This window comes from Kribbella sp. CA-245084, assembly GCF_050942355.1.
Taxonomy (GTDB): Bacteria; Actinomycetota; Actinomycetes; order Propionibacteriales; family Kribbellaceae; genus Kribbella.
The window spans coordinates 2,120,556-2,132,862 of record NZ_CP192053.1; the positions used below are offsets into that span (position 1 = coordinate 2,120,556).

The following is a 12,307-nucleotide window of genomic DNA, read 5'->3' on the forward strand; positions in this document are numbered from 1 at the left end:
TGGCTTGAACTTTAACATCTGGTTTCATATGTTTACGCTCAACCAGCGTTCGGGAGTGCTGATGAGAACAGTGCGGAACCTGATCAACGCAGAGCTGCGGGACGCGCTCAGCGGCGCGACCAGTGAGCTGATCGACCCGGCCACCGGCAAGCTCTTCGGCACGGCTCCACTGTCCAGCGAAGAGGATGTGGACGCGGCGTACCGGGCAGCGGCCGCGGCCGTGCCGAGCTGGGGCGGGATCACGCCGGCCGAGCGGCAACGCATGCTGCTCCGGTTCGCCGACCTGGTCGAGGCGCGCGGTGACGACCTGGTCGCCGCCGAGTCGGAGAACACCGGCAAGCCGCTCGAGCTGACCAGGACCGAGGAGCTCGCAGTGATGGTCGATCAGCTGCGCTTCTTCGCCGGGGCGGCCCGGATGCTCGAAGGCAAGTCGGCGGGTGAGTACCTGGCCGGCCACACCTCGTGGATCCGCCGCGAGCCGATCGGCGTCGTCGGGCAGATCACGCCGTGGAACTACCCGATGATGATGGCGGTCTGGAAGATCGGGCCGGCGCTTGCGGCCGGGAACACGCTCGTGCTGAAGCCGGCCGAGACCACACCGGTGACGACCTCGATGCTGGCGGAGTTGGCGGCCGAGGTGCTGCCGCCGGGAGTCTTCAACGTCGTCTGCGGCGACCGCGCGACCGGCCAGGCCGTGGTCGCACATCCGACGCCGGGCCTCGTCAGCATCACCGGTTCGACCCGGGCCGGCTCGGAGGTCGCGAGTACTGCGGCACTCGATCTGAAACGCACGCACCTCGAGCTGGGCGGCAAGGCGCCGGTGCTGGTCTTCCCCGACGCGGACCTCGCGGCAGCGGCCGAGGCCATCGGTGTCGGCGGCTACTTCAACGCCGGCCAGGACTGTACGGCGGCCTGCCGCGTTCTGGTCCATGCCTCGGTCCACGACGAGTTCGTACAGGCTCTGGTCGACTGGGCGCGGGACAATGCCAAGCCAGGGCTCGCCGAGGACGAGGACGCGCTCTTCGGCCCGTTGAACAGCAGCCTGCAACTCGATCGGGTCCGCGGCTTCCTGGCCCGGATGCCCGAGCACGGCTCGATCGCGCTCGGCGGTGGACGACCGGGCGGAGCGCTTGCCGACGGCTACTTCCTCGAGGCGACGGTCGTCACCGGGCTCCAGCAGGACGACGAGATGATCCAGGACGAGGTGTTCGGGCCGGTCATCACCGTGCAGTCGTTCGCCGACGAGGACGAGGGTCTGAGCAAGGCCAACGACGTACAGTTCGGGCTCGCCGCGAGTGTGTTCACCGCCGACCACTCCCGGGCGATGCGGCTGTCGAAAGCCCTCGATTTCGGCTGCGTCTGGATCAACACGCACATCCCGCTGGTGGCGGAGATGCCGCACGGCGGCTTCAAGCACTCCGGGCACGGCAAGGACCTGTCGCTGTACGGCGTCGAGGACTACACCCGGGTGAAGCACGTGATGTCGGCGATCGGATGAGTTCCGTGGACGCGCAGGTGCAGGCCGTGGCGACAGATGCCGCCGCGGTCAGCCTGCGCGGCCTGCGGAAGACGTTCGGGGATGTGACCGCGGTCGACGGGATCGATCTCGACCTGACCGAGGGCGAGTTCTTCTCGATGCTCGGCCCGTCCGGTTCCGGCAAGACCACGGTGCTGCGGATGATCGCCGGCTTCGAGGTGCCCACCGCCGGCCGGATCCTGCTCGGCGGCACCGACGTCACGGACCAGGCGCCGTACGCACGGGACGTGAACACGGTCTTCCAGGACTACGCGTTGTTCCCGCACATGAACGTGCTGCAGAACGTCGAGTACGGGCTGCGGGTGAAGGGGGTCGACCGGCGGAGTCGCCGTACGCGGGCTGTCGAGGCGCTCGAGACAGTCCGGTTGGAGGGGTACGGCGACCGCCGGCCGAGTCAGCTGTCCGGTGGCCAGCAGCAACGAGTCGCGCTCGCGCGGGCGCTGGTGAACCGGCCGAAGGTGCTGCTGCTGGACGAACCGCTCGGCGCCCTCGACCTGAAGCTGCGGCGCGAGATGCAGATCGAGCTGAAGGCGATGCAGCGCGATGTCGGCATCACCTTCGTGTTCGTCACGCACGACCAGGAAGAAGCACTCACCATGAGCGACCGGATCGCCGTGTTCAACGGCGGCCGGATCGAGCAACTGGCCACCCCGGTGGAGCTGTACGAACACCCGGCCAGCGCGTTCGTCGCCGGATTCGTTGGTACGTCCAACCTGCTCGAGGGCGACATCGCGAAGGCGATCCTCGGGACCGAGGGCCTGTTCACGGTCCGGCCCGAGAAGATCCGGTTGCAGGTGCGCGACACCGCTGCCGAGCCCGGGACATGTACGGCGACCGGAGTGGTCCGCGAGGTGGTGTACCTGGGGTCGGCAACCCAGACAGTCGTCGACCTGGACGCCGGCGGCTCGCTCATCGTCCTGCAGCAGAACCAGCACGGATCGGTGCGGGACAAGCTCGAACTTCGCGGTACCGGGGTCCGGCTGACCTGGGCCCGCGAACACACCGTCGCGATCGGCGGTCCGCAGTAGCAGTCTCCGCCCCGAACCTTGAGGGAGCTTGGGATGAACAAACTCAGTGTGGCGGCGAGCCTGGCAGTGCTCGCCCTGGTCGCGGCCGCTTGTGGCACCTCCGGCGGCGACTCTACGACCAAGGCCGGCAGCAGCAGCGGATTCTCCGCGCCGAGTCTGCCGAAGCTGGACAAGCTCGGAGCCGGGGAGGGCAAGCTCAGCGTGCTGGCCTGGCCCGGGTACGCCGAGGACGGCTCGAACGACCCGAAGGTCGACTGGGTGACGCCGTTCGAGAAGCAGACCGGCTGCCAGGTGACAGTGAAGACGTTCGGCACCTCCGACGAGGCCGTCACGCTGATGAAGACCGGGCAGTACGACGTGGTGTCGGCCTCGGGCGACGCGACGCTGCGGCTGATCGCGGGCGGACAGGTCGAGCCGGTGAACACCGACCTGGTGCCGAACTACGCGGACGTCTACCCGTTCCTGAAGAACCGGCCGTGGAACTCGGTGAACGGCCAGATGTACGGCATCCCGCACGGCTGGGGCGCGAACCTGCTGATGTGGCGGTCCGACAAGGTCAAGCCGGCCCCGACCTCGTGGGGCGTGGTGTTCGACGCGAGCTCGCCGTACAAGGGCACGGTGACGGCGTACGACTCGCCGATCTACATCGCTGACGCGGCGATGTACCTGATGGCGACCAAGCCTGATCTCGGCATCAAGAACCCGTACGCGCTGGACGACAAGCAGTTCGCGGCCACCGTGGATCTGCTCAAGACGCAGAAGACGCTGGTGTCGGAGTACTGGTCGGACTACCTCAAGGCGGCGCAGGCGTTCACCAGCGCCAACACGGTCGTCGGCACCACGTGGCAGGTGATCGCGAACATCGTGACCGGTGAGAAGGTGCCGGTCCAGGTCACGGTGCCGACCGAAGGCGTGACCGGGTGGTCCGACACCTGGATGGTTAGCGCGACGTCCAAGCACAAGAACTGCGCCTACCTGTGGATGAACCACATCATCAGCCCAGAGGCGAACGCGGCAGTGGCCGAGTACTTCGGCGAGGCCCCCGCCAACGGCAAGGCCTGCGCCCTGACCGCCGACAAGAACCACTGCACGACCTACCACGCCGGCGACTCGGCGTACGCCGAAAAGATCTGGTACTGGACCACCCCCATCGAGCAATGCCTCGACGGCCGCACCGACGTCAAGTGCACCGACTACACCAAGTGGACCCAAGCCTGGACACAGATCAAGGGATGAGCGCTCGGGATCGGCGGTCGCGGGCTCGGTTGGGGTTGTTGCTCGGGCCGCCGATGGTCTGGCTCGGGGTTGCGTATCTGGGGGCGTTGGCGGCGCTGTTCGTCACCGCTTTGTGGACGCAGAACGGGTTCACCGGGCAGATCGAGCGGGTGTGGACGCTGGACAGCTTCAAGACGCTGTTCACCGTCGACGTGTATCGGACGATCGCGTTGCGCACGGTTGGGGTTGCCATACTGGTGACCGTGATCGATGCGCTGGTGGCGTTTCCGATCGCTCTGTATATGTCGAAGGTGGCGGGGCCGGGGCTGCGGCGGTTCCTGCTGGTGGCGGTGCTGATGCCGTTGTGGGCCAGCTATCTGGTCAAGGCGTACGCGTGGCGCGGAATGTTCTCCGAGGGTGGGCTGGTGTCGTCGGCCTTCGAGGCGGTCGGGTTGAAGTCGCCGGGGTACGGGTTGACCGCGACGGTGGTGACGCTGGCCTACCTCTGGTTGCCGTACATGATCCTGCCGATCTACGCCGGCCTCGAACGGCTGCCGAACTCGTTGCTGGAGGCATCGGCCGACTTGGGGGGCCGGACGCTGCAGACGCTGCGGCGGATCGTCCTGCCGACCATCCTGCCTGCGATGGCGGCGGGCTCGATCTTCACGTTCAGCCTGACGCTGGGTGACTACATCGCCGTCCGGATCGTCGGTGGCACCAATCAGCTGCTCGGCAACGTCGTGTACGACAACGTTGGTGCGGCCAATAACTTGCCGTTCGCGGCCGCGGTGGCGACGGTCCCGGTCGTCGTGATGGTGGTCTACCTGGCGGCGGTACGTCGTACTGGAGCGATGGAGAGCCTCTGATGACGATGTCGCGCTCTACCCGGATCGTGCTGCGGATCCTGACCGTGCTCGTTCTCGGGCTGATCTATGTGCCGCTGCTGCTCGTGCTGGTGAACTCGTTCAGCGTGAACAAGACGTTCGCGTGGCCGCCGCGGGCTTTCACGCTCGAGTGGTGGCGGCGGGCGGCCGAGAGTCAGGGCGCGCTGGACGCGCTCTGGGTGAGCGTGCGGGTCGGGCTGGCCGCGACCGTGGTCGCACTGGTGCTCGGCACGATGATCGCGTTCGCGCTGCAGCGGTTCAAGTTCTACGGCCGGGAAGTCGTGTCATTGCTGGTGATCCTGCCGATCGCGCTGCCGGGTATCGTCACCGGGATCGCGCTGAACAACGCCTTCCGGACCATCTTCGGCTGGCAGCTCGGGTTCGTCACGATCGTGATCGCGCATGCGACGTTCTGCATCGTGACGGTGTTCAACAATGTGATCGCCCGCTTGCGCCGTACCGGAGTCGCGCTCGAGCAGGCCTCCGCGGATCTGGGTGCGTCCGGGTTCACGACGTTCCGCCTGGTGACGTTCCCGCTGATCCGGTCGGCCTTGCTGGCCGGCGCGTTGCTCGCGTTCGCGTTGTCGTTCGACGAGATCGTCGTGACCACGTTCACCGCGGGCGCGGACGTCCAGACGCTGCCGATCTGGATCTTCAACAACCTCTTCCGGCCGAACCAGGCGCCGATCGTCAACGTCGTCGCGGCAGCACTGATCCTGATCTCGGTGATCCCGGTGTGGCTGGCCCAGAAACTGTCCGGCGACGCAGAATCACTGGGCGCCGGCCGCTGACGGGATGTCGCGCGGATCACACCGACGGACAGCAACTGCCGAGCCTGTCGCCTGCGTCATTGACATGTGGGGATCCTCGACAGAACTGTCACGACGATTTTCGCTCTCCTGGGTGGTGTTGCCCTGGTCGGTTTCGCTGCCGACCTCAGCACGGTGGTGGCGCCGGACAACGTCCGCGAGCTCCACGCCTATCAGACTGCGCCGCGCTGCCCGGTGGCTCCGTCCGCACCGGCCGAATGCCGGTGGACGGAGGAGTTCACTGTGTCCGACGTCCGCGTCGTCCCGGAGTCCAAGACGGGCGACCGCAGCGCGGTCCTGACCAGCGCGTCCGGCGTCAGGTGGACCACTGGGTACGGCCACAGCGGCCCGGTCCTGGAGCAACTCGCCGATGGCGACCGGGTGACGGGCACGATCTGGCGAGGCCGGTTGACCGAGATCGCGGCCGACGGCGCCGCCCAGGAGACCAGCAGGGCTCCGGTCAACGGGGGCGCGCCCGACATGCTGGCGCTGGTCCTGGCGTCCAGCGGCCTGGTCACGATCGTCGTTTGCGGCTGGCGGCTGCGACGCCGCCGCGCGACCCCGGCGATGGAGTCCACCCTCGGCGTCGCCATCGGACTGCTCGTCCTAGGGCTCTTCTCCGCGGTTGTGCTTTTTGTCCTCGCCGATTTCCTGCCGTGGGACGTGGCCGACAACTTCTGGCTGTTCGCGGTCATCTTCCTCACCGGCGCCGCCGGGATAGCTGTTTGGGAACGCCGTAGCAAGGCGCCGCCGAGCCTCCCGGGGATTCCGATCTAGGCGCGCCGCCGGTCGGCGTACACCTCAGGGCTCGAGGGTGGTGGTGATGGTCCAGAGGAGGTTGCGCATGATGCGACGGTCTTCGGGCGAGAGGGCGGCGAGCGCGCGGCGGCCGGCGCGGTCGTAGATCTCCTGGACCGTGTGGGCGAGCTCGACGCCGCGATCGGTCAGCTCGATGCCGACCTGGCGGGCGTCGGCCGCGCTCTTCACCCGGCGCACCAGGCCGGCGGCCTCCATCCGCTGGGTGGTCTTGGTCGCGGTCGGTACTTCGACGTCCAGCACCTTGGCGAGCTTCGCCACCGGGAGCGAGCCGTGATGCAGCAGCTTCGCCAGCACCAGCTCCTGCCCGGTGTGCAACCCGCTGCCCGCCAGCTCCTCAGCGACCGCCTTCCGCGCTGCCCGCTCGGCAAACCGCAGCGCAACCAGCACATCCGCCTCATCAGCAGGCGCGTCGGCCGACCATCCCGCCTGGCCGGGTGCGGTACTCACGTGTGGCTCCTGGGGTGGAACGGGTTGCGGGCGTCGTAGTCGCCTTCGTACTCGGTCGGGATGGCGGGCTCGCCGCGGCTCAGCTGGCTGGCGGAGCGGGGGAGCTCGTCGCGGACCTTCTGGTGGAACGCCTGCGACTCCGCCGGCGTGGTCCGGCCGACGATCTTCCCGGCCTCCACCAGTTGCTTGAGCAGCAGCCGGTCGTCACCGTCGTCGACCGGCTGCTCGCCGACCCCGATCAGCTCGATCTCCGCGACCCCGGCTGCGGAGCGCCGCCGCAGCGCCCACTTCCGGCCGCCGATCGAGATCTTGTCCGGGCTCTTCTTCGCGACCGGGACCAGCGTGCCGCTCTCGTCCTCGCGGGCGACCAGCTTGTACACGAATCCGCAGGTCGGGTAGCCGGACCCGGTGACGAGCGACGTACCCACGCCGTACCCGTCGACCGGCGCCGGGGCGAGGGCGGCGATCTGGTACTCGTCCAGGTCGCTCGTCACGATGATCCGGGTCTTGGCCGCGCCGAGGGAGTCGAGCAGCTCACGGACCTGGCCGGCCAGTGAGGGCAGGTCGCCCGAGTCCAGCCGTACGGCGCCGAGCTCGGGCCCGGTCAGCTCGATCGCGGTCCGGACGGCCTCGGCGACGTCGTACGTGTCGACGAGCAGCGTCGTGCCCTTGCCGAGCGCGTCGACCTGGGAGCGGAACGCGTCCCGCTCGCGGTCGTGGAGCAGCGTGAACGAGTGCGCCGCCGTACCGGTGCTGGGGATGCCGAACCGGCGGGCCGCCTCCAGGTTCGAGGTCGCGGTGAAGCCGGCGATGTACGCCGCCAGCGCGGAGGCGACGGCGGCTTCTTCGTGGGTACGCCGTGAGCCCATCTCGATACAGGGCCGCCCACCGGCCCACCAGGTCATCCGCGACGCGGCCGAGGCGACCGCGGAGTCGTGGTTCAAGATCGAGAGGAAAACGGTTTCCAGGAGGACTGCCTCGGCGAACGAGGACTCGACCACCAGCACCGGGGAGCCCGGGAAGAAGATCTCGCCGTCGGCGTAACCGGAGATGTCGCCGGTGAACCGGTAGTCGGCCAGCCAGTCCCGGGTAGCCTGGTCCACGACGCCGCGATCGGCCAGGAAGGCGATCGTCTGCTCGTCGAAACGGAACCGCTCGAGCGCGTCGAGCAGCCGGTTCACGCCGGCCACCACGCCGTACCGGCGGCCGTCCGGCAGGCGGCGGGCGAACAGCTCGAAGACCGAGCGGCGTTGCGCCGTGCCGTCGGCCAGGCTGGCCTGCAGCATCGTCAGCTCGTAGTGGTCCGTGAGAAGTGCCGTCGAGTGGGGCGCGGTGTCTGTCACAGGGGCAGCCTATTGCGAGACTCGAACCGATGATGGGGAGAATGGACGGGTGAGCACCGCACCGAGCGAGTTGGACAGCCCCGAGGTCACCGAGGCGATCCAGCTGAGCCCGCCCTGGATGACGATCGTCTGGAACGATCCGGTGAACTTGATGGATTACGTCACGTTCGTGTTCCAGACGTACTTCGGCTACTCCAAGCAGAAGGCGGAGAAGCTGATGCTGCAAGTGCACCAGGAAGGCAAGTCCGCGGTCTCGAACGGCAACCGGGAAGCGATGGAACGCGACGTGGAAGCGATGCACTCCTACGGCCTGTGGGCCACCTGCGAGAAGTCGTGACCCGGTTCCGCAAGCGCCGCAAGACCGTCGTCGTCAGTTTCGCCGAACACGAGGCGGACATCCTGGCGAACCTGCTCCGCAACCTGGTCGAGCTCCTGTACGACGGCCTGCCCCCGCGCTCGGCCGAGTCGTCGGATCCGCTCGCGGCACTGCTGGAGTCGGACGGGCCGACGTCGCCGCCGGAGGACGTCGTACTGCAGCGGTTGCTACCGGACGCTTACAAGACCGACGACATGGCCTCGTCCGAGTTCCGCCGCTTCACCGAGCGCGGCCTGCGCGAGGGCAAGGTCACCGACGCGAAGCGGGTCCTCTCGGCCCTGGAGGAGTCCGGCGCCGACGAGATCGCGCTGGAGCCCGACGAGCAGCTCTCGTGGCTCCGCGCCTTGAATGACCTTCGCCTGGCCATCGGTACGCGCCTCGACATCAAGGACGAGGACGACTACTCCACCTGGGAAAAACTCCCCGACGAAGACCCCCGCCGCCTCACCTACGACCTGTACGACTGGCTCGGCTACCTCCAGTCAGCCCTCCTCCACAACATGCGCTAACCACACCAGCCAAAGGACACCGCCTCCGGCGGCGGCTGTTCTCTTGGCGCCTTCGGCGCAGGCGCAGCAGGTGGTCGGGCGCGGGGCTGGTTGGCGCGGGCGGGGGTGGTCCGGCGAACGGTGGAGGGCATGCCTGTGGTGGTGACTGCTTGTTGGTGCCTTCGCCACGGACGCGTGGGGTGTGACGCGTGGAGGTGGTCGGCGCGGGCGGCGCTTGAACGGCTGACGACAGCGGGTGTTTGGCGGTCGCGTCACGGAGACTGCGTTGGCTGGGGGCTGCGTAGCATGCGGGGGGTGAGTTATCCGAGGGTTGGGGTGCCGGGGTTTCCTGGGGTTGAGCGTGGGGTGCTTGAGTACTGGGAGGGGGATGGGACTTTTCGGGCGTCGTTGAAGGGGGAGGACGAGTTCGTTTTTTATGACGGGCCGCCGTTTGCCAACGGGTTGCCTCATTACGGGCATTTGCTGACGGGGTACGTGAAGGATGTGGTGCCGCGGTATCAGACGATGCGCGGGCATCGGGTGGAGCGGCGGTTCGGGTGGGATACGCATGGGTTGCCGGCTGAGTTGGAGGCTCAGCGGGTACTGGGGCTGAAGACCAAGGCGGAGATTCTCGAGCTGGGGATCGAGAAGTTCAACGATGCTTGTCGGGCTTCGGTGCTGAAGTACACCGATGAGTGGCGCTCGTATGTGACTCGCCAGGCGCGGTGGGTGGACTTCGAGCACGACTACAAGACGCTGAACCCCGACTACATGGAGTCGGTGATCTGGGCGTTCAAGACGCTCTACGACAAAGGCCTGGTGTACGAGGGGCTGCGCGTCCTTCCGTACTGCTGGAACGACGAGACGCCGTTGTCGAACCACGAGCTGCGGATGGACGACGACGTCTACCAACCGCGGCAGGACCCGTCGGTGACGGTCGCGGTCGAGCTGGAGACGGGCGAGAGGCTGCTCGCCTGGACGACGACTCCGTGGACACTGCCGAGCAACCTCGCGATGGCGGTGGGGCCGGACGTCGACTACGCGGTTGTGCTGGTGGATGGCCGGGAGACGATTCTCGCTGAGGCTCGGTTGGCTGCCTACGGGTATGCCGACGTCGTCCGGCGCTTGAAGGGCTCAGACCTGATCGGGCTTCACTACACCCCGCTGTTCGACTTCCTCGCCGGCACCGACAATGCCTTCCAGGTGATCGCGGCCGACCACGTCACGACCGACGACGGTACGGGCGTGGTGCACATGGCACCGGCGTACGGCGAGGAGGACCAGCTCGCCTGCGACGCAGTCGGGATCCCCACGGTGCTGACCGTCGACGACGCGGCGCATTTCACGGCGGTCGTTCCGCCGTACCAAGGTCTGCACGTCTTCGAGGCGAACCGGCCTATCATCCGCGATCTGCGCGCCGCAGGGGCCCTGGTGCGCGAGGACAGCATCGTGCACAGCTACCCGCACTGCTGGCGGTGCCGGAATCCGCTGATCTACAAGGCGGTGTCGAGCTGGTTCGTCGAGGTGACCCGGATCCGGGATCGGATGGTCGAGCTGAACGAGCAGATCACCTGGGTGCCGGAGCACGTCAAGCACGGGCAGTTCGGCAAGTGGCTGTCGAACGCGCGCGACTGGTCGATCAGCCGCAACCGCTTCTGGGGTTCACCGATCCCGGTCTGGCGATCGGATGATCCGGCGTACCCGCGGATCGACGTCTACGGCTCGATCGAGGAGCTCGAGCGGGACTTCGGGGTGGAGGTCCGCGATCTCCATCGGCCGTACGTCGACGAGCTGACCCGGCCCAACCCGGACGACCCGACCGGGCGGTCGACGATGCGGCGGGTTCCGGATGTGCTGGACGTGTGGTTCGACTCGGGGTCGATGAGTTTCGCGCAGGTGCATTACCCGTTCGAGAACACCGACTGGTTCGAGGAGCATTTCCCGGGCGACTTCATCGTCGAGTACATCGGCCAGACGCGCGGCTGGTTCTACACCATGCATGTGCTGGCGACGGCGTTGTTCGACCGGCCGGCGTTCCGGTCCTGCCTGAGTCACGGGATCGTGCTCGGCAACGACGGACAGAAGATGAGCAAGTCGCTGCGGAACTACCCGGACGTCACCGAGGTCTTCGACCGCGACGGCGCGGACGCGATGCGCTGGTTCCTGATGTCGAGCCCGATCCTGCGCGGCGGCAACCTGATCGTCACCGAACAGGCCATCCGCGACGGCGTCCGCCAGACCTTGATCCCGCTCTGGAACGCCTGGTCCTTCTTCACCCTGTACGCCAACGCCGCCAACGCCGCCAACACCGAAGGCGCCTGGTCGACCACGTCGCCGCACGTCCTGGACCGCTACCTCCTCGCCGGCCTCCGCACGCTGGTCGCCGACGTCCAGACCCACCTCGACAGCTACGACATCGCGTCCGCTTGCGATGCAGTTCAGGGCTACACCGAGATTCTGACCAACTGGTACATCCGCCGCTCCCGAGACCGCTTCTGGTCCGGCTCGCAGGACGCGATCAACACGCTCTACACCGCCCTTGAGGTCCTGTGCCGTACGGCGGCACCGCTGCTCCCGCTGGTGACCGAGGACATCTGGCGCGGCCTCACCGGCGAACGGTCGGTGCACCTGACCGATTGGCCTTCGTACGCTGAACTCCCGGACGATCCTGAGCTGGTTGAGCGGATGGAGCGCGCGCGTGAGGTGTGTTCGGTGGCGTCGTCGATCCGGAAGGCGAGCGGGATCCGAGCTCGGCAGCCGCTGCTCAAGTTGACCGTGGCAACGTCGACCGACCTGGCTGAGCTGGCGCCGTTGATCGCGGCTGAGGTGAACGTCCGCGAGGTCGTGCTGACGCCGGCGGACAGCGTCGGTACGCAGATGGAGCGGCGGCTGACGGTGAACGCGCGGGCGGCCGGTCCGCGGTTGGGGCGGGAGGTGCAGCAAGTGATCAAGGCGTCGAAGAGCGGCGACTGGTCGGTCTCCCCGGACGGAGTAGTAGTTGCCGGGGGCATCGAGTTGCAGGACGGCGAGTACACCCTCGAAACCACGCTGGCCGACGATCAGGCCGCAAGCGGTCTGCTGTCCGGCGGCGGCTTCGTCGTACTCGACACCACGATCACGCCAGAGCTCGCGGCCGAGGGGGTGGCGCGGGATGTAATCCGCTCGATCCAGCAAGCCCGGCGGGACGCCGGCCTCGAGGTGACCGACCGGATCCATCTCACGCTGACGGCCGACCCCGGCACGACAGCCGCGGCCGAGCAGCATCGCGACCTGATCATGGCCGAGACGCTGGCTGTGTCCGTTGCGATCGAGGCGGGCCCGGAGTTAACCGTCGGCGTCGAGAAGGCCGGGTAGGCGGACG

General features: G+C 67.6%; 11 protein-coding genes. 9 read left to right on the forward strand and 2 right to left on the reverse strand.

All coding sequences use genetic code 11. The features are described 5' to 3' along the window. Positions 1–61: 61 nt before the first annotated feature. From ACQPYH_RS10345 to ACQPYH_RS10370, 6 genes are all read left to right on the forward strand, one after another. Entirely contained in the window at positions 62–1,498 is a 1,437-nt protein-coding gene (locus ACQPYH_RS10345; RefSeq protein ID WP_432889468.1) for a gamma-aminobutyraldehyde dehydrogenase, read from the forward strand. Further along, complete coding sequence (locus ACQPYH_RS10350; RefSeq protein WP_432889470.1) at positions 1,495–2,565, forward strand: ABC transporter ATP-binding protein; 1,071 nt, start codon at positions 1,495–1,497, stop codon at positions 2,563–2,565. The genes ACQPYH_RS10345 and ACQPYH_RS10350 overlap by 4 nt, the downstream gene beginning before the upstream one ends. 33 nt (positions 2,566–2,598) lie before the next feature. Continuing rightward, positions 2,599–3,801, forward strand: coding sequence for an ABC transporter substrate-binding protein (locus ACQPYH_RS10355; protein WP_432889472.1), 1,203 nt, complete (start codon positions 2,599–2,601; stop codon positions 3,799–3,801). Next, on the forward strand, positions 3,798–4,646 hold the full coding sequence (locus ACQPYH_RS10360) for an ABC transporter permease (RefSeq protein WP_432889474.1): 849 nt from the start codon (positions 3,798–3,800) through the stop codon (positions 4,644–4,646). The genes ACQPYH_RS10355 and ACQPYH_RS10360 overlap by 4 nt, the downstream gene beginning before the upstream one ends. After that, positions 4,646–5,455 carry an ABC transporter permease gene (locus tag ACQPYH_RS10365; RefSeq protein WP_432889476.1) on the forward strand — a complete coding sequence of 270 codons (810 nt, stop codon included), beginning with the start codon at positions 4,646–4,648 and terminating at the stop codon, positions 5,453–5,455. The genes ACQPYH_RS10360 and ACQPYH_RS10365 overlap by 1 nt, the downstream gene beginning before the upstream one ends. A 66-nt stretch (positions 5,456–5,521) precedes the next feature. Then, positions 5,522–6,250, forward strand: coding sequence for a hypothetical protein (locus ACQPYH_RS10370; RefSeq protein WP_432889478.1), 729 nt, complete (start codon positions 5,522–5,524; stop codon positions 6,248–6,250). A gap of 24 nt (positions 6,251–6,274) precedes the next feature. Here the strand turns inward: ACQPYH_RS10370 and ACQPYH_RS10375 are convergent, their stop codons facing one another. Further along, complete coding sequence (locus ACQPYH_RS10375) at positions 6,275–6,739, reverse strand: MarR family winged helix-turn-helix transcriptional regulator (RefSeq protein WP_432889480.1); 465 nt, start codon at positions 6,737–6,739, stop codon at positions 6,275–6,277. Next, positions 6,736–8,025 (reverse strand): nicotinate phosphoribosyltransferase, encoded by a 1,290-nt coding sequence (locus tag ACQPYH_RS10380; protein ID WP_432894370.1) that lies wholly within the window; start codon positions 8,023–8,025, stop codon positions 6,736–6,738. Before ACQPYH_RS10380 ends, ACQPYH_RS10375 begins: the two co-directional genes overlap by 4 nt. A gap of 106 nt (positions 8,026–8,131) precedes the next feature. Between ACQPYH_RS10380 and clpS the strand changes: the two genes are divergently transcribed. The 3 genes from clpS (at position 8,132) to ileS (ending at position 12,300) form a co-directional block, all read left to right on the forward strand. After that, a complete protein-coding gene (gene clpS, locus ACQPYH_RS10385) occupies positions 8,132–8,419 on the forward strand; it encodes an ATP-dependent Clp protease adapter ClpS (RefSeq protein WP_130444963.1) in 288 nt (95 codons plus the stop codon). Continuing rightward, a complete protein-coding gene (locus ACQPYH_RS10390; RefSeq protein WP_432889482.1) occupies positions 8,416–8,967 on the forward strand; it encodes a DUF2017 domain-containing protein in 552 nt (183 codons plus the stop codon). Before clpS ends, ACQPYH_RS10390 begins: the two co-directional genes overlap by 4 nt. A 345-nt stretch (positions 8,968–9,312) precedes the next feature. Continuing rightward, positions 9,313–12,300, forward strand: a complete 2,988-nt coding sequence (ileS, locus tag ACQPYH_RS10395) for an isoleucine--tRNA ligase (RefSeq protein WP_432889484.1) — start codon at positions 9,313–9,315, stop codon at positions 12,298–12,300. The last annotated feature ends 7 nt before the right edge of the window (positions 12,301–12,307 follow it).

Bases quoted from the DNA above. Each gene is read 5' to 3' on its own strand.
- ACQPYH_RS10345 (WP_432889468.1), top strand. From the start codon at position 62: ATGAGAACAGTGCGGAACCTGATCAACGCAGAGCTGCGGGACGCGCTC.
- ACQPYH_RS10350 (WP_432889470.1), top strand. From the start codon at position 1,495: ATGAGTTCCGTGGACGCGCAGGTGCAGGCCGTGGCGACAGATGCCGCC.
- ACQPYH_RS10355 (WP_432889472.1), top strand. From the start codon at position 2,599: ATGAACAAACTCAGTGTGGCGGCGAGCCTGGCAGTGCTCGCCCTGGTC.
- ACQPYH_RS10360 (WP_432889474.1), top strand. From the start codon at position 3,798: ATGAGCGCTCGGGATCGGCGGTCGCGGGCTCGGTTGGGGTTGTTGCTC.
- ACQPYH_RS10365 (WP_432889476.1), top strand. From the start codon at position 4,646: ATGACGATGTCGCGCTCTACCCGGATCGTGCTGCGGATCCTGACCGTG.
- ACQPYH_RS10380 (WP_432894370.1), bottom strand. From the start codon at position 8,025: ATGCTGCAGGCCAGCCTGGCCGACGGCACGGCGCAACGCCGCTCGGTC.